The 16719-nt window shown below is 65.1% G+C and carries 15 protein-coding genes and 2 riboswitches; of the genes, 11 read left to right on the top strand and 4 right to left on the bottom strand.

Annotated elements, in window-relative coordinates; all coding sequences use genetic code 11:
* Positions 1-16: 16 nt before the first annotated feature.
* Genes VLA65_RS02665 through VLA65_RS02655 form a run of 3 tightly spaced genes read right to left on the bottom strand, consistent with a single transcriptional unit; the run spans position 17 to position 4398 of the window.
* Complete coding sequence (locus VLA65_RS02665) at positions 17-1660, bottom strand: DNA repair helicase XPB (protein ID WP_332601719.1); 1644 nt, start codon at positions 1658-1660, stop codon at positions 17-19.
* Between the two features lie 10 nt (positions 1661-1670).
* A complete protein-coding gene (locus VLA65_RS02660) occupies positions 1671-4133 on the bottom strand; it encodes a helicase-associated domain-containing protein (RefSeq protein ID WP_332601718.1) in 2463 nt (820 codons plus the stop codon).
* A gap of 49 nt (positions 4134-4182) precedes the next feature.
* A complete protein-coding gene (locus tag VLA65_RS02655) occupies positions 4183-4398 on the bottom strand; it encodes a hypothetical protein (RefSeq protein WP_332601717.1) in 216 nt (71 codons plus the stop codon).
* Positions 4399-4641: 243 nt separating this feature from the next.
* Between VLA65_RS02655 and VLA65_RS02650 the strand changes: the two genes are divergently transcribed.
* Genes VLA65_RS02650 through VLA65_RS02640 form a run of 3 tightly spaced genes read left to right on the top strand, consistent with a single transcriptional unit; the run spans position 4642 to position 6906 of the window.
* Complete coding sequence (locus VLA65_RS02650) at positions 4642-5025, top strand: cold-shock protein (protein WP_059388199.1); 384 nt, start codon at positions 4642-4644, stop codon at positions 5023-5025.
* A 7-nt stretch (positions 5026-5032) separates the two neighbouring features.
* Positions 5033-5521, top strand: a complete 489-nt coding sequence (locus VLA65_RS02645) for a DUF3027 domain-containing protein (RefSeq protein WP_084784410.1) — start codon at positions 5033-5035, stop codon at positions 5519-5521.
* A 44-nt stretch (positions 5522-5565) separates the two neighbouring features.
* Positions 5566-6906 carry an MFS transporter gene (locus VLA65_RS02640; protein WP_332601716.1) on the top strand — a complete coding sequence of 447 codons (1341 nt, stop codon included), beginning with the start codon at positions 5566-5568 and terminating at the stop codon, positions 6904-6906.
* Between the two features lie 21 nt (positions 6907-6927).
* Here VLA65_RS02640 and serC read toward each other — a convergent pair whose 3' ends face one another.
* Complete coding sequence (gene serC / locus VLA65_RS02635) at positions 6928-8058, bottom strand: phosphoserine transaminase (protein WP_332601715.1); 1131 nt, start codon at positions 8056-8058, stop codon at positions 6928-6930.
* A gap of 271 nt (positions 8059-8329) precedes the next feature.
* On the opposite strand from serC, the gene VLA65_RS02630 reads away from it, so the two are divergent.
* From VLA65_RS02630 to VLA65_RS02595, 8 genes are all read left to right on the top strand, one after another.
* Positions 8330-9025, top strand: coding sequence for a metal-dependent transcriptional regulator (locus VLA65_RS02630; RefSeq protein WP_059388195.1), 696 nt, complete (start codon positions 8330-8332; stop codon positions 9023-9025).
* Positions 9026-9150: 125 nt separating this feature from the next.
* A riboswitch (cyclic di-AMP (ydaO/yuaA leader) is annotated at positions 9151-9358 on the top strand.
* 2 nt (positions 9359-9360) lie between these two features.
* Positions 9361-10179 carry a M23 family metallopeptidase gene (locus VLA65_RS02625; RefSeq protein ID WP_306962992.1) on the top strand — a complete coding sequence of 273 codons (819 nt, stop codon included), beginning with the start codon at positions 9361-9363 and terminating at the stop codon, positions 10177-10179.
* 145 nt (positions 10180-10324) lie between these two features.
* A riboswitch (cyclic di-AMP (ydaO/yuaA leader) is annotated at positions 10325-10491 on the top strand.
* Positions 10492-10496: 5 nt separating this feature from the next.
* A complete protein-coding gene (locus VLA65_RS02620; RefSeq protein ID WP_059388194.1) occupies positions 10497-11261 on the top strand; it encodes an NlpC/P60 family protein in 765 nt (254 codons plus the stop codon).
* Positions 11262-11510: 249 nt separating this feature from the next.
* Complete coding sequence (locus VLA65_RS02615; protein WP_028266173.1) at positions 11511-12011, top strand: HNH endonuclease; 501 nt, start codon at positions 11511-11513, stop codon at positions 12009-12011.
* Positions 12012-12048: 37 nt separating this feature from the next.
* Positions 12049-12678 (top strand): molybdenum cofactor guanylyltransferase, encoded by a 630-nt coding sequence (gene mobA / locus VLA65_RS02610; protein ID WP_332601714.1) that lies wholly within the window; start codon positions 12049-12051, stop codon positions 12676-12678.
* 31 nt (positions 12679-12709) lie between these two features.
* Positions 12710-12997, top strand: coding sequence for a DUF6457 domain-containing protein (locus VLA65_RS02605; protein WP_332601713.1), 288 nt, complete (start codon positions 12710-12712; stop codon positions 12995-12997).
* On the top strand, positions 12994-14319 hold the full coding sequence (locus VLA65_RS02600; RefSeq protein WP_332601712.1) for a molybdopterin molybdotransferase MoeA: 1326 nt from the start codon (positions 12994-12996) through the stop codon (positions 14317-14319). The genes VLA65_RS02605 and VLA65_RS02600 overlap by 4 nt, the downstream gene beginning before the upstream one ends.
* Positions 14320-14381: 62 nt before the next feature.
* Positions 14382-16718, top strand: coding sequence for an FdhF/YdeP family oxidoreductase (locus VLA65_RS02595; RefSeq protein ID WP_332601711.1), 2337 nt, complete (start codon positions 14382-14384; stop codon positions 16716-16718).
* Position 16719 lies beyond the last annotated feature (1 nt).

Here is a 16719-nt window from a genome sequence, read left to right as displayed (position 1 = left end):
GAAAAAATGACGCGCCTTACCCGGCGGGTACGTCCTTGGCGTCCATGATCCGGTAGGCGTAGCCCTGTTCGGCGAGGAAGCGCTGCCGTTTGGCCGCAAAATCCTGGTCGAGGGTGTCCCGGGCCACCAAGGAGTAGAAGCGTGCCGCGCGGCCGTCCTGCTTGGGCCGAAGCAGGCGCCCCAAGCGTTGAGCTTCCTCCTGGCGGGAACCGAAAGACCCCGACACTTGGATCGCCACGGATGCCTCGGGTAGGTCGATCGAGAAGTTGGCCACTTTGGACACCACGAGGGTCTTGATGTCACCGGCGCGGAAGGCGTCGAAGAGCTTCTGCCGCACCTTGACTGTCGTATCGCCCTTGATCACGGGAGCGTCCAGGCGCTCGCCGATCTCATCCAACTGGTCGATGTACTGGCCGATCACCAGCAGCGGCTCGCCTTGGTGCAGGGCAACGAGCTGCTCCACCAAGTGGGTCTTGGTCTCGGACGTCGCGCAGAGCCGGTACTTGTCCGCATCCTCAGCCATCGCGTAGGCCACGCGCTCGTCCCTAGGCAGGTCTACCCGGACCTCCACGCAGTCCGCCGGCGCAATGTAGCCCTGGGCTTCGATGTCCTTCCACGGTGCGTCGTAGCGTTTGGGACCGATCAAGCTGAAGACCTCGCCCTCGCGGCCATCCTCACGCACAAGCGTCGCCGTGAGTCCCAGGCGCCGCCGGGCCTGCAGGTCCGCGGTCATCCGGAAGATCGGGGCCGGGAGGAGATGGACCTCGTCGTAGATGATGAGTCCCCAATCGTGCCCGTCCACGAGTTCCAGGTGCGGGTAAAGGCCTCCGCGCTTGGTGGTCAGGACCTGGTAGGTGGCGATCGTGACGGGCCGGACTTCCTTGACCGCGCCCGAATACTCGCCGATCTCCTCCTCCGTCAGCGACGTCCGCTTGAGGAGTTCGTCCTTCCATTGCCGGGCCGCGACCGTGTTGGTCACCAGGATCAGCGTGGTGGTGGAGCTCGTAGCCATGGCTGCGGCCCCCACCAAGGTCTTGCCCGCGCCACAGGGCAGCACGACGACGCCGCTGCCGCCCGCCCAGAAGTTCTCCATGGCAAGCTTCTGGTACGGCCGCAGGTGCCAACCGTCCTCGTTCAAGGCGATCAGGTGCGGCGTGCCGTCCACGTAGCCGGCGAGGTCCTCGGCCGGCCATCCGAGCTTGAGCAGCAATTGCTTGAGCTGTCCCCGCTGGGAGGAATGCACCACGACGGTTTCGCCGTCGATCCTGGGCCCCAGCAACGGCGCGATTTTCTTGGCCCGGCTGACTTCCTCGAGTACGGGGTAGTCGGTGGTCCGCATGACCAATCCGTGTTGCGGGTCCTTTTCCAGACGCAAGCGGCCGTAGCGGGACATGGTCTCTTCGATGTCGATCAGCAAAGAGTGCGGCACCGGGAAACGGGAATAGCGCAGGAGAGTGTCGAGGACTTTTTCGGCGTCCAGTCCCGCCGCGCGCGCATTCCACAAGCCCAAAGGGGTGAGCCGGTAGCTGTGGACGTGTTCGGGGGCGCGCTCAAGCTCGGCGAACGCCGCGATCGCATGCCGTGCCTCGGTGGCGAGCTCGTGGTCGACTTCCAGCAGGATGGTTTTGTCGCTCTGTACGATCAGCGGACCGTCGCTCACTATTGCTTCCTCACTTGTGCGGCTCGCCCGCAGGTTCCACATCGATGATGCGATGGATGGACAAGACCCTTTCGGTGTCCCTGGCGGCGTCGAACACCCGGACGCGCCCTCCGGACACCGATACCGGAACAACGGTTTCGGTGTTGGAATTCCCCAAGCCGTCAACCACGTTCATGGTGACCGCTTGCTTCAGCCGGATGGCCCTCTGCAGGGTTTCGAGGCCCAGTTGCGTTGCCGCCTCGCCGGTCACCTCGCCGTGGACCGCCCGATGGTGCCTCAACACCGCGAGCTGGGCGTCGACGTCGTCGTCCGGTGGTGCGGTGCGGGGCGCCGTATACACGGGACGGGCGCCAGCGGCCACCGACGCCGTCCTCTTATAGCGCACGACGGCGGTCTCCGCCTCCTGCACGGCAGGCGAGAGTCCCAGCTCGCGCAGCACCCTCACGGTCTCCCGGGGGCTCGCGCTGGAGGTCAGTACCGTGGGGGCGATCCGGACAAGCCCCAGGCTTGCGGCCCCGGGCTCGCGGACGAGCTCGGCGATGGCGGCCTCGTCGTCACTTTGGATGAAACTGGGGCTGCTCGCGACCCGCAGCCGGCCGTGCCTCGAGGCAATGTCCTTGATCAAGTAGCGGAGCGGCTGCGGAACGTCAGTGGCAGAGTGGGTGCGCAGGAACGCGAGGATGGTTTCGGCGTCCTGGCCGGCGTCCAGCGCGCGCCGGATCGAATCTCCGGAGAAGCGGAAGATCGTGGCCGGGCCCTGGCCTTCGGCGTCGGCGATCAAGAGCAGTTTTTCGCTCAGTTCAGGTGCCAGGTACCCCGGCGCGACGGCGGTCAGGTCCGCTTGGAGCAGGACGTGGTTGACGGCGGCGGGCAGATGTTCGCCGAGGATGCTGAGGGCCAACTCGGGCTGTTCGGTGGCGATCGCCGAACCAAGCTGGGTCAGGGCGCCGGAGCCCATGAGCCCCAGGAGTTCGGCTTCGTGCAGGATCCCGCGGACAAGGGAGCTGAACCGCCGCGACATCCGGGGCTGGGACCATTCCGCGCGTTCCATGACGGCCTCGGCGTTCAGCACTGGAGCTTTGCCGTCCGGTGCTTCCACCTCGAGGGTGAGCTCTTCGAGGATCTCCAGGATCCGTTTGCGGACCAGCGGAGCGTCAGGGCGTTGGGCCTCGGCGGACAGGGCATTGATGGGGGTTGCCGGAGAGCCGGATCGCGGTGCCGTGGCGGCGGGCCCGGGAAGGGTTTGGCCCACAAGGGAGGGGGCGCGCTCGCTCGCGAGCCAGGCGTTGACAAGCCAGAGCCACTGTTCCTGGCGGGGGAGCGTGAGCCATTCCAGCGATGGCGGCTGCACCCAGGTGGAACTGTCCACATCGAGCCGCAGCAATCCGGACAACGCGCTGAGCTCGAGGATCAGGGCGGTCTCGGACAAGCCCAGGCGGAGGCTGTCGGCAAGGCGTTTGAGCTCGCGCACGCCCACCCCTCCGCTGCGCAGGGTGACCACGGGCTGCTCGCGGACCGCGTAGAGGAGTTCACCCACCAACCGGAGCGCTTCTGCGATGGCACCCATGGCGGCGTTCCGGCGCAACGCGGCACTCGTCTGGCCCAGTTCAGGAACGGGAGGCTTCAAGGTGAAGTGGTCCACGATTGCGCCGCCGCGCAGGGACAGGCCCACGCTGTGCGGGAGCTCAACGTGGCCGGCGTCCAAGGGGACAAGCAGACCGCGGGCCAGGAGCCAGTCCACGGGACCGACGTCGCGGCCTTCATGGAGCACGGAAGCCTTGCGCTGGGCCTGGGGAACGGCCCCCATGGCCCAACTGCCGAACTTGTTCAAAAGGGGACGCGTCCGTACGGGTGCCTCGGACAGGATGTGCTGAAGGTTCTCCGGCGTCGAGGTCCAACGTTGCAGCGCCAACGCAGCATCCATGGGCGTCGTGGCGGCCAGGATATCGGCGCCGCTCTGGTGGAGTTCGGCAACGAGATGCACCACGCGCTGGGCGAAGGCCGGTTGCAGCCGAACCAACTCGGTGTAGCTGCGGCCCAAACCGGCCGGATAGATGCCGATGACGTCCTTGAGGCTGCCCACCGGCAAGTAGAACCGCTGCCGCCCCGGATTGTGGACCGTGGCCGGCGGATCGGCCCGGTGGATGAGGGCGAGTTCCTGGAGCTTGTTCAGGATCGGCTCGAGCGCGGCAAGGGTGGCGCCATTGATGCACTTCTTGAGTCCCGCCGCCGACACGCTGTGGCCCGTGTCCGTGTTGGTGCATAGGTGGAGTGTCTCCAGTACCTGCATCTCCGGTTTGTTGAGCCGTTCCAAGGCGCGCTGCACGCTGACGCGGGCGCTTGCCCGCGCCGCGAGCGCAGCGAAGTCCGGGACCACCGGGGAGATGAGGTCCGGCCGCGCGGCAAACAAGGCCCGCAGCGAATCATCGCTGCGCGCTTCCAGTTCCTTGCTGAGCGCGCGAATAAGGGACATCAATTCAACGTTACAGCCAGCCGGGTCCGCCGTCGGGCTTTCCGGCTGCTCATTGCCGACGCCGCGCCCACACAGCGTCCACCACCAGCGCGGCCATCAAAATAAAGGCGAGCGGCAGCCCGTAGAGAGCGGCGGACGTGACCCACACCGGTGCCACTCCGTTGGCGAAAGCGATCCCCATGACGGCGGCTACGGAAGCCAGGGACAGGACTGCGACGACGGCGGCAACGATCGTGAGCGGGCGGCGGAAGTCGTGGGGAATCATGGAAGCAACGCTAACAGTCCCGGGCCGCATCCCCTGTTCCAGGCGAGGGTGCAGCCTGGCCGCGGGCAAAAGGCGGCGGGACCTGCCTGCGGGGTCTCAAAGCGCGAATCGGTGGCCGGGCAGGATAACCTTGAAGCAATAGACCAACATGGTCCAGGCAGTCACCCCTATTCCCGCAGTCTCCTGCGGATGCGGTGGCGTGCCGGCTGTGTCTCGCAAGTAAGAACGAAGAAGGTTGATTACGTGCCCACCGGCAAGGTCAAGTGGTATGACAAGGAAAAAGGCTTCGGATTCCTCGCAGCAGAGGACGGCCAGGAAGTGTTTCTGCCCAAATCCGCACTGCCCGAAGGCGTAGCGGATCTCAAGGCAGGAACCCGGGTTGAGTTCGGCGTCGCCGACGGTCGCCGGGGCGCCCAGGCGCTGGGCCTCCGGGTCCTGGACAAGTTGCCTTCCATCGCCAAGGCCAAGCGCATGAACGCCCGCGAGCTCGCTCCGGTAGTCCAGGATCTCGTATCTGTACTGGACAACCTCTCCGGCACGTTGTCCGCCGGCAAGTACCCTGAAGGCGCCAAGGGCAAAGCCATCGCAGCAGCCCTGCGCAAGGTTGCCGACGAGCTGGAAGCCTAAACCTGCCATGACATCAACGGCGAAACCCCGCACCGGCATTCCTGTGTGGCGCGTCGGCAAGCCGGACGCTTTCCTGGCGGCCGCCGTCGACGTCGCCCGCAATGCGGTGGAGACCATTGCCAAGCCGGCAGAAATCGGGCCGCATATTGCCGCGCGCTCGGAAGGCGAACGCGTCGTCACGCACCTGTTCGAATCGCGGCTGGCCGGGTACGGCGGGTGGCAGTGGTACGCCGTCGTGACCCGCAACTCGCGCTCCAAAGTGGTCACCGTCAGCGAGCTTGGCTTGCTGCCGTCCGAGGACTCCATCCTCGCTCCTGAATGGGTGCCGTGGGCAAAGCGCGTCCGTCCGGAGGACGAGGCTACCGCGGCAGAGGAGGCGGAGGAAGCCGGCGTCCCCGTTGACGCGGACGACGACGGCGACCCTTCCCGTGAGGACGTCGCCGCCCCGGGTGACGAACAAGAGAGCGACGACGCCGACGACATCGAGGCTGACTAGCCCTTGGCGGACCCGGCGAGTGAATTTCGTGAAGGTGGCAACTGATGTCCACCTTCAAATCGCTCGGTGTCCTTAACTACCGCATTTGGTTCATCGGTGCGCTCGTTTCCAATATCGGCACGTGGATGCAACGGACTGCCCAGGACTGGCTGGTCTTCGCCCATCTGAGCAACCACGATGCCGGTGCGATGGGCGTGACCTTGGCCCTCCAACTGGGTCCACAGCTTTTCCTGGCGCCGTGGGCCGGACTGCTTGCCGACCGCTACAGCCGGCGCAGGCTCCTCGTCATGACGCAATCGGCCATGGCGGTCCTGAGCACGGGCTTGGGACTCCTGGTCCTAAGCGGTGCGGCCCAGTTGTGGCATGTCTACGTGTTCGCGCTCTTGCTTGGCGTCGTCTCGGCACTTGACGCCCCCGTCCGCCAGACGTTCGTGTCCGAGCTGGTCAAGGACGACTATCTTTCCAACGCTGTCGCGTTGAACAGCGCATCCTTCAACGTCGCCCGCATGATCGGTCCCGCGGTGGCCGGCGTGTTGACGGTGGCCGTGGGGCCGGGCTGGGTATTCATGATCAATACCCTGACCTTCCTCGCGATGCTTGGCGCGATCCGGGCCATTCCGCTTTCCTCCTTGCGCGTCCAACCCCGCGCCGCCGCTGGCAAAGGCCGCATCCGTGAAGGGCTTCGCTACGTCCGCAACCGCCCGGACATTGTGGTTGTCCTCGTCGCGATCTTCATCATGGGCACGTTCGGACTGAACTTCGTCCTCTTCATCGCGGCCATGGTCGGCACGGAGTTCGGCATGGACGCGGGGGCATTCGGGCTGCTCAACTCGGTCATGGCGATCGGCTCCGTCGCAGGAGCATTGCTTTCCGCCCGGCGAGGGAGGCCACGCATGCGGCTCATCTTCGCGGCGGCAGGCGGGTTCGGCCTCGCGAGCGGGCTGGCCGCCCTCGCGCCGAATTACACCATGTTTGCCTTGGCGCTGATTCCCTGCGGACTGTTTGCCCTGACCATGATCACGAGCGCCAACGGCTACGTGCAGTCCACCACCGAACCTGTCATGCGCGGCAGGGTCATGGCACTCTACATGGCCATCTTCATGGGTGGAACGCCCATCGGTGCACCGTTCGTCGGCTGGGTGTCCAACGTCGCCGGACCCCGGTGGGCAGTGGGAGTGGCCGCTGCCGCGGGCGCCAGCACCGCCGTCGTCGGCATCGTGTGGATCATCCGCGCGCGCCAGTTGCGGCTCCGCTTCGACCGCAGCGCCGGCGGGATGCGGTTCTTCCGGATTGAGTCCCAAGGCGCGGGTCCAGCTAATAGGGACGCCGTTAAAAGGGACAGCGCCGCCCGGGATCCCCACCCGGACGACGCTGACCAGCCCTGACCGCGGGAATGCGGCAGGCCCTTACTTCTTCAGTTCGCCCACCACGAAGTCGATGCTGGCGAGCAATGCGGAGACGTCGTCCGGCTCGATGGCAACGAAGGTAGCGATGCGCAGCTGGTTGCGGCCCAGCTTGCGGTAGGGCTCCGTGTCCACGATCCCGTTGGCGCGGAGCACCTTGGCGATGGCCGCGGCGTCGATCGAGTCATCGAAATCGATCGTGGCAATGACGTTGGAGCGGTCCTCGGCCTTTGCCACGAACGGGGTGGCGTAGTCGGAAGCCTCTGCCCAGCTGTAGATACGGCTTGCGGAGTCCGCGGTGCGTCCGGAAGCGAAATCCAGGCCACCGTTCTTGTTGAGCCACTGGACCTGGGCATCCAATGTCACCAAGGTGGACAGGGACGGCGTGTTGTAGGTCTGGTTGAGCTTCGAGTTGTCGATGGCCGTCTGCAGGTCGAGGAAATCGGGGATCCAGCGGCCGCTTGCCTTGATACGGGCGGCGCGCTCCAAGGCGGCGGGGGAGAAGAGGCCGAGCCACAGGCCTCCGTCGGACGCAAAGTTCTTTTGCGGGGCGAAGTAGTAGACGTCGGCTTCGGCAACATCAACATCCAGGCCGCCGGCTGCGGACGTCGCATCCACCAGGACCAAGGCGCCGTCGTCGCTGCCTTGAACCCGCTTGACCGGAGCGGCGACACCCGTCGAGGTTTCGTTCTGTGGCCACGCGTACACGTCCACGCCTGCTTCGGCCTGGGAAACCGGCCGGGTACCAGGCTCGGACGTGATGATGGAGGAAGCTTCAAGGAAGGGTGCCTTGTTGGTCGCCGAAGCGAACTTGGAACCGAACTCACCGAAGGAGAGGTGCTGGGCCTTCTTCTCGACCAGGCCGAAGCTGGCGACGTCCCAGAACGCGGTGGAGCCTCCGACGCCGAGGATCACCTCGTAGCCCTCGGGCGCACGGAAGAACTGGCTAAGTCCCTCGCGGACGGAGCCCACCAGGTTTTTGACGGGTGCTTGGCGGTGGGAGGTGCCGAGGATCGTTGTCGAGGCGGCGGAGAGGGCCTCGATCTGCTCCGGGCGGACCTTGGAGGGCCCGGCGCCGAAGCGGCCGTCCTTGGGCAGCAAATCGGCGGGGATGGTGATGCTGTTGTCGCTCACGGGATGCTCCAATGGTGAAGTAGCGGCCTAGATGGGTCGTGGCAGGTGGCAAGCTGCCCCTTCGACTCCCCAATTCTGCCTGACACCGCAGGCGGGGGCAGAACCGAAGGTGTCATAGTCCGCCACGTGGAAACCATTGTTCGGCCGGCTCAGGAGAGGACGGCGGACCGGGCGGTGGACAAGCGCCGGAATTATCCGGAGTAATTCCAAATAAGCTAAGCTTGGAGCTGGCGAAAATACGCAAGATACTGCGCTCGAGGAGCTGAGCTGGATGACGGATCTGATCGATACCACTGAGATGTATCTTCGGACCATTTTGGAGCTTGAAGAAGAGAACATCGTGGCTCTTCGCGCCCGCATCGCCGAGCGCTTGCGGCACTCCGGCCCCACCGTTTCCCAGACGATCGGGCGGATGGAGCGCGACGGCCTGGTGATTGTGTCCAACGACCGGCACCTTGAGCTGACTGAAACGGGCCGGAAACGCGCCACCGAGGTCATGCGCAAGCACAGGCTCGCCGAACGGCTCCTGGCAGATGTCATTGGACTGGACTGGGCCTACGTGCACGATGAAGCGTGCCGTTGGGAGCATGTCATGAGTGAGCGCGTGGAACGGCGGCTCTATGAGTTGCTGGACCACCCCACGGAATCGCCCTATGGCAACCCCATTCCCGGACTCGAAGCGCTGGGTGGAGCCGCGTCTCACGCCTTTACGGATGGCGTGGTCAACCTTCTTGACGCGATGAACGAATATTCACCTGAAAACCGGGTCACCGTCAGCCGGCTGGCTGAACCGATCCAGGTGGAACCGGAACTTCTGGTCCAGTTGGACGAGGGCGGAATCCGCCCGGGCGCCAGGGTGTCCCTGGAGCGCGTAGGGGAGTACATCTCCGTTCGCGTGCCCAATATCGAGGGCGCGCTGGAGCTGCCGCCTGAGGTCGCCTCGCACGTGTTTGTCACGGTCGCCTAGCCGGCCCGGCGGGGTCGCCCGCAAAGATAACGAAATTATTACCGTGGGGCTTAATCCCCTATAGTTAAATACTGGCGCCGATACCAAAGCGTTACCTGATCCGAAGCCGAGTTCTGCCAGCGGATCAGGTGGATTAGTCCATTCACTGGCAGAAACGGAGGAACCACCATCGGCTGTCGAAAGACGGCCTTGGGGTGAAGTCCGTAGCGGAAGTGCAAACAACGCAAGGCCCCTCCGGGTACCTTGCGTTTCGTGCGCTTCGCGCGGACCGGGTCCACGATCTCTCTGGCCCGAATCCGACAGCTAACTTCGCAGGCTTGCCAGAGAGGAAAACCTTGACCACGCAGAACACCAGGGGCCGCAGGCGCGCGTCCGGTCCTACTGCTGAGCTGCGGAGCACAAGCGCCGTCGAGCACGAGCGGCCGCGCGATCCCCATCGCGAACTTCGCCGCCGCAAGGGTCCTTTGCGGCAGATGGCCGAATTCGCCGCCGCGAGCGGAGCGGGACAGAAGGCCGGAGTGGCCCTCGCCACGACGGGCCTCATCCTGACAGTCGCCATGCCGGGCACCGGCGCCATGACGGCCACGGCGGATTCAAGCCAGGCCGCCTCGGCTGTGGGCACCCAGCCCGAGATTCCGGCCGCGGCAAGCGCCACGATCGACTTCAGCCGTGCCGCAGTGTCAACCACTGCGGATCCGGACAGCAAGCTCAAGCAGCTCTTGAGCGCACAGTCCGTCGGCACCATCAAGACCTCGTCCTCCAAGGGCACCCTGGGGGCGCCCCTGGACACCCTGACCACGGCCTCGCCTTTCGGCTACCGCGTGAATCCCATCACGGGCGGTTTGGGGGAGTTCCACCGCGGCCAGGACTTCGTGGCCCAGTGCGGCACCCAGGTCCATGCTGCCGCGGCCGGCAAGGTCACCTTCGCCGGCTGGCATCCGTATGGCGGCGGAAACCGCATTGTGGTGGACCATGGCAACGGCCTGGAAACCACGTACAACCATTTGTCGTCGTTCAACGTCCAGGTGGGCCAAACGGTTGGCCGAGGCGATGTCATCGCATTGAGCGGCACTACGGGCGCCTCCACGGGCTGCCACCTCCACTTTGAAGTCATGGTCAACGGCGACGTCGTTGACCCCCTGGGCTGGCTGTAGCCGATCCGATGGAAGTCTCTCGCATGCTTGTCACGCTCCGTGACCTGAATGTGACATTCAGCCAAAACTCATGTACCGTCTAACTCGCATCAACTTTTAGAGAGTTGATGCACTCGGGTGGATTGCCTAGCTCTGCCACTGCCCGAGGTTCCGTTCGCAAAACATCGTCTGGCAGAGGCGGGGGACCCACTTTTGGTCATCTTCACCGATGGCCTTGGGGTTAAGTCGCACGACTTCCGAGAGGGAGGAGTGTGGCCGGATGACTCCCATCCGAATCCGACAGCTTACCTCGCGGGCATAGGGAGAGGCCTCTTAACGTGTCTTCACGCTCTACTGTTGCGCGCCACCGTGCCGCGGTCACCAAGACCAACTCGCTTGCCGTTATCGCTAAGACTGTCGGCAGCAACGCCGGTGGCGTAGGCCGTCAGGCAGCCGTTATCGCAGCTGCTTCCGGTCTGGTGCTCACTAGCGGTATCGCAGCCAACGCTGCAGAAACCAACGTTCCCCGCGAGTCCACTTCGACCTCCGCCCTGGAAGTCCAGTCCATCGCCCAAGCCAGCATTTCGGCCGACTCCTCCGTCGCCATCAAGTACGAACGCCCGGTGGTTTCCACCGAAGCTGCTCCGGTTGTCGCAGCTCCGGTTGCCACCCAGGAAGCCGCTCCGGCTTCGCAGGCTGCCACGGGTGCCGCTACCGGCTCCTCGACGCTTTCTGTGACCGCTGCTGTTTCGCCCGCCACGAAGGTTGCCAGCGGCAAGGGCGCAGCGATTGCTGCCGCAGCTTACGCTCAGCTTGGCGTTGCCCAGGACTGCACTGCCCTGGCCTCGAACTCCCTGGCCGCTGTTGGCATCAACTTCCACGGCTGGCCGGCAGACTACCTCTCCCTTGGCCGTACGGTCAGCGCTGCTGAAGCGCAGCCGGGAGACCTGGTCTACTACCAGAACGGTGGCATGGGCATGGCCCACATCGCTGTTTACGTCGGCAACGGCATGGCAGTCCACGGCGGCTGGAACGGTGGCACCACCGCCCTTTACAGCGTCAATGTCGGCTCCGGCCCGGTCTTCATCCGCGTTGGTGGCTAAATAGCCCCGGTTACATAGCTTCACTGGAACATCCCCGCTGGTCCGCCGGTGGGGATGTCCTGTTTTAACGAGCGTGCGCTTACGTGTCCGGCACATGAACTTTGACCGACACTGCGCTGGAACCCCCGCATGGATTCGTTGATCTGGCCTTCTGGTGTTTACTCTTAGGTTGTCGATCCACAGCCCGTACATGCAGAGGGCAGCCGGCCCTCGCGCCCCTGACGGGTGCGGCCGTGAAGAGGTACGTGCATGCGCACACTCGTTCTGAATGCTGGATATGAACCGCTGGCGGTAGTAACCTTCCGCCGGGCGCTGGTCCTTGTGCTCACCGGAAAAGCGAGCGTAGTGGCCGAAGGCGACGAGCCTGTCGTCGGGCCACAAGAGATTCTCGGACGTCCTTCCGTGATTCTGCTCAATCGCTACATCCGGCCAAGGTACAACACCATCACGGCGGTCACACGCCGCGGCGTCTTGCGCCGTGACGGTCACCGTTGCGCCTACTGCGGGAAAGCAGCGCACACCATTGACCACGTCCACCCCAAATCCAGGGGCGGCGCGGATTCCTGGGAAAACCTGGTGGCAGCGTGCTTGCGCTGCAACAACGCCAAGAGTGACCACACCCCAGCCGAGATGGGCTGGAAACTGAGGTTCACTCCGGCGGCGCCCACCGGGACTATCTGGCAAATCAAGGAGCTTGAGAAACCTGCGCCCGCATGGGATCCCTTCCTCCTGCCCGAGTCGGCGGCCTGAACCGGAATTGAGCCCGCTTCCCGGGTAATCTGGGCGGGTGGACTTTGATGCGGTGATATTGGCGGGTGGCAAGTCCTCCCGCCTCGGCGGCGTGCCCAAAGCCCAGTTGAGATACGACGGCGCCACACTCCTTGAGCGCGCCGTGGCGGCCGCACGCGGTGCGGGAAGCGTCGTCGTCGTCGGCCCGGATCCCGGCACTCTGCCGGACGGCACATTGACCGCGCGGGAGGAGCCGCCCTTCGCCGGACCCGCAGCCGCGATCGCCGCCGGACTCCTCGCCCTGGGGCACGGAGGCGAAACGCAAAACGGCAAGGAGCCGTCCACGAAGCACGCGCCCTGGGTTCTCGTCCTGGCCTGCGATATGCCCCTGGCCGCCGCCGCGGTTCCGGTCCTGCTCCGGGAAGTTGCAGGCCACCAGGACACGGATGGGGCCATGTCCGTATCCGGCGACGGTAGGAAGCAGCCGCTGCTCGGGATCTACCGCGTATCTGCTTTGCAGCGCGAAGTGCAAGCTGCCGGAGAAGAACGTGGCCTGGTCAACGCCGCGGTTTTCCGCCTGCTTGCTAGGCTTGATCTGCTGGCCGTGCCTGTCCCCGCAGGGTCCACCGATGACGTGGATACCTGGGATGACGCCGCGGCGCTTGGAGTGGACGGCGACCTGCCGTGACAACAGCTGTACCGGACAGTGGAGGCGGATCGTGAAGAGCCAGGAAGAAACGCTCGAGGAATGGTGCAGGAGCCTGCTGCAAGCGTATGAGTTGGACGACGTCGAGATCGACATCAACGAGATCCTGTCCCTGGCGGGCGTTGCAGCCCATTCGGTGGTCCGGCCGGCGGCTCCTTTGACAACCTTCATTGCGGGCTTTGCGGCCGGGCTTGCCGCGGGGTCCGGACAAGCCACTCAATCTGAGTCGATGGATGCAGCCCTGGGCCTGGCACGCACGCTCGCGAAGGACTATACGAACCCCGGAACTGACGCCGGATGACGGAAGCCCCCGAGCATGTCCCGCATGCCGACCACTTGTGGGCCGAGGCGCGGCAACTTGCCTTCGATAGCGCCACGCCCATTCCCGCCGCACCCGTTGCCCTGAAGGACGCCATCGGCAGGACCCTGGCCTCGGATGTCCACGCCTTGCAGGACCTGCCGCACTACGCGTCCTCCGCGATGGATGGCTGGGCAGTCAACGGCAGCGGTCCATGGATCCTCGCCGAACCCGGCCATCGGCTGGCACCGCACCAAGCCAGCCCGATCGCCACGGGTGGCCTGATCCCGCCCGGGGCCAAGGCCGTTCTGCGGAGGGAGAGCGGGGTCCTGACCACGGACGAAGACGGCTTACCACTGCTCGCGCTCGGCGGGAACGCGAAGCCCGGCGAACCGCGCAACGGGCAACACATCCGCGACGCTGGAGAAGAAGCCGCGGCGGGCGAGCTGCTGATCAAATCAGGCGTCGTCCTGAACCCGGCCCATCTCGCCCTGGCCGCCCTGGCCGGACGTGATGAACTGGACGTCCTGGGCAAGCCCCTCGTGAAAATGGTGCTGACCGGCGCCGAGGTAGTGACCGCGGGTGTCCCGGCCCCCGGGCGCGTGAGGGATACTTTCGGTCCCCAGCTTGGCGCCGTCGTCGAGCTCCTTGGCGGGATCCGCGGCGAGCAAATCAAGGTGGGCGACTCCTATGACGAATGGCTCTCGGCCCTTGAGGAAGGTGAGCTGTCGCCGGACGCGCCACCCGCCGACGTCGTCATCACCACCGGGGGTACCGGCCGTTCGGGGACGGACCACTTCCGTCGGGCCATTGCGGAGCTGGGTGGCCGCTTGCTGATTGATGGAATTGCGATGCGGCCGGGACATCCCGGCGTTTTGGCCGAGTTGCCGGACGGTCGCTTCGTGCTGGGCCTCCCAGGCAATCCGCTCGCGGCCATGATGGTCCTCTTCACGATCGGCGCGCCGCTCCTCGCGGGTCTGGGTCACGGAACACTGCCCGAGGTGGGCGAGGTTCCTTGCGGTGCAATGCTCGACGCCGACCCCGGGCGCACGCGCTTGTTTCCCTTCAGGTTTGTGTACGGCTTGGCGTCGCCGGCCCAGCACGCGGGGCCCGGGATGATGCGCGGCCTCGCCAGTGCGGACGGAATCATGGTGGTGCCGCCGCACGGCGTACAACTTGGAGAGGCAGTGCCAGCTTTTCCATTGCCGTGGGGGCCGCCGCTTCCCCGGCCGAAGCCACCGGAGGACAAGGCCAAGAAGACTCCTGCCAAGCCAGCACGGAAGGTTTCGTCCGGTCCGGTGGACTGGAGCGCCCTGACGGGCTGAGAGTTTCAGGTGCGGGATGGACGCGGGTGGATTAGAGAGTCAGGCCTTGCAATGATGGGGACATGAACAGGCATGCTCCCGAGCAGGACATCAATGAAGATGACCTCCAGATCCACCCACCCAAGCGCTCCGCGGCGGGCGTCAAAGCTGTCACTGTGGCATTGGAACGGGGCTGGTCCCAAGCGGGTGTCAGCCGGACCGTCAAGTCAATGCTCCGCGTCAACCAGCGGGACGGTTTCGATTGTCCCGGCTGCGCCTGGCCGGAGTCCATCACGGGCAAACGCAGTCCCGCCGAGTTCTGCGAAAACGGGGCCAAGGCAATCGCCGAGGAGAGCACCACACGCGTGGTCGACGCGGAGTTCTGGGCCCGGCACTCCCTGGCCGAGCTTGGGGACAAGACCGAATACTGGCTCGGCAGCCAAGGCCGCATTGCCGAGCCCGTCGTCATCCGCCCTGGCGAGACGCACTATTCGCCGATCAGCTGGACGGATGCTTTCGCCCTGATCGGCGAGCACGTGAATGCCACCACGCCGGACCGCTGCGTTTTTTACACCTCGGGGCGCACGGCCAACGAGACAGCCTTCATGTACCAGCTGTTCGCCCGCAGCCTGGGCACGAACAACCTGCCCGATTGTTCGAACATGTGCCACGAGTCTTCCGGAAGCGCCCTCAACCCGACCATCGGCATCGGCAAGGGCACTGTCTCCCTGGAAGACATCCATGAAGCTCAGTTGGTGTTCGTTGTGGGGCAGAACCCCGGCACGAACCATCCGCGCATGCTCTCAGCCCTGCGTGATTGCAAGAACAACGGCGGCAAGGTCGTAGCCGTCAATCCATTGCCGGAAGCCGGGCTCCTGAACTTCAAGGACCCCCAGTCGCTCAACGGCGTGGTAGGCGGCGGCACGGACATCGCCGATGAATTCCTCCAGATCAAGGTGGGTGGCGACCTTGCCTTGTTCCAAGCGCTGGGCCATCTCCTGTTGGAGGAGGAGAAGCGGAAGCCTGGAACCGTGGTTGATCGCGCCTTCATCGAGGCGCAGACCAACGGTTTCGAGGCCTACGCCGAAGCCCGGGCTACCCTGGACTGGGCAGAGACGGAACGCGCCACGGGCCTGAGCCGTATCGAAATCACCAAGGTGGCCGGCATGCTCGCCGCGTCAAAGGGCACCATCATTTGCTGGGCGCTGGGCCTCACCCAGCAGCCGCACTCCGTGGACACCTTGCGGGAAATCATCAACCTGCTGCTCTTGCAGGGGAACTTCGGCAAACGCGGTGCCGGCGCCTGTCCCGTGCGCGGCCACTCCAACGTACAGGGCGACCGCACGATGGGCATCTGGGAGAAACCGTCCGAAGGCTTCCTGGCAGCCTTGGACAAAGAGTTTGGATTCACCACACCGCGGGTCCACGGATACGACTCCGTGGAAACCCAGCACGCCTTGGAGAAGGGCGAGGTGGACGTCTTCGTTTCCATGGGCGGCAACTTCGCCGCGGCAGGTTCGGACACCGTCGCCCTGGAGGAAGGGCTCAAGAAAGCCGGGCTGACGGTCCATATCTCCACCAAGCCCAACCGCGCCCATGTTGTACACGGCAAGACCTCCCTGATCCTGCCCACCCTGGGCCGCACGGACACGGACGACAAACACCCGGGCGGACGGCAGATCCTCTCCGTTGAAGACTCCATGTCCGTCATCCACTCCACGCAGGGCCGGTTGACTCCGATCTCGGAGCATTTGCTTAGCGAACCCGTCATCGTCGCACGCATGGCGCAGGCGGTCCTCGGGGACAACCACCCCGTTGATTGGCGGGCCATGGCCGAAGACTACGACGTCATTCGCGACCACATCTCCAGGGTGATCCCCGGCTTCGAGGACTTCAACGCGCGGGTGCGGACCAAGAACGGCTTCGTGCTGCCGAACCCGCCACGCGACACCCGCACGTTCGCCACGGACATCGGCAAGGCACGATTCACCGTGAGCCCACTGGAGTACCTCGAAGCCCCTGCCGGCCACCTGATCCTGCAGACAGTCCGCAGCCATGACCAGTACAACACCACGTTTTACGGGCTCGACGACCGATACAGGGGCATTTCCGAAGGCCGCCGCGTGATCCTGGTCCACGAGGACGATCTCGGCGAACTCGGCTTCGAAGACAGGGACATGGTGGACGTCATCTCCACTTTCCGCGGAACGGAGCGCCGGGCGGACAAGTTCCGGCTGGTTGCCTACCCAACGGCCAAGGGTTGCGCCGCCGCGTACTTCCCCGAGGCCAACGCCCTGGTCCACCGGGAGCTCGTTGCCCGTGAATCCAATACCCCCGGCTACAAGGCCATGACGGTGCGGTTCGTCAGACACGGGGAAGCCGCCGGGCATGCGGAACCCGCCGGGAAGGTGGGTAGCTGAG

Origin of the sequence: Arthrobacter sp. S2(2024), assembly GCF_036662515.1 — a bacterium.
Classification (GTDB): domain Bacteria; phylum Actinomycetota; class Actinomycetes; order Actinomycetales; family Micrococcaceae; genus Arthrobacter.
The sequence above is the reverse complement of the archived record's forward strand: the minus strand, read 5'-3'. Positions and strand labels throughout refer to the sequence as shown.

Excerpts from the sequence above, each read along its gene's own strand:
- VLA65_RS02660 (WP_332601718.1), bottom strand. The coding sequence starts at position 4,133 with ATGTCCCTTATTCGCGCGCTCAGCAAGGAACTGGAAGCGCGCAGCGAT.
- VLA65_RS02655 (WP_332601717.1), bottom strand. The coding sequence starts at position 4,398 with ATGATTCCCCACGACTTCCGCCGCCCGCTCACGATCGTTGCCGCCGTC.
- VLA65_RS02645 (WP_084784410.1), top strand. The coding sequence starts at position 5,033 with ATGACATCAACGGCGAAACCCCGCACCGGCATTCCTGTGTGGCGCGTC.
- VLA65_RS02640 (WP_332601716.1), top strand. The coding sequence starts at position 5,566 with ATGTCCACCTTCAAATCGCTCGGTGTCCTTAACTACCGCATTTGGTTC.
- VLA65_RS02630 (WP_059388195.1), top strand. The coding sequence starts at position 8,330 with ATGACGGATCTGATCGATACCACTGAGATGTATCTTCGGACCATTTTG.
- VLA65_RS02615 (WP_028266173.1), top strand. The coding sequence starts at position 11,511 with ATGCGCACACTCGTTCTGAATGCTGGATATGAACCGCTGGCGGTAGTA.
- VLA65_RS02600 (WP_332601712.1), top strand. The coding sequence starts at position 12,994 with ATGACGGAAGCCCCCGAGCATGTCCCGCATGCCGACCACTTGTGGGCC.
- VLA65_RS02595 (WP_332601711.1), top strand. The coding sequence starts at position 14,382 with ATGAACAGGCATGCTCCCGAGCAGGACATCAATGAAGATGACCTCCAG.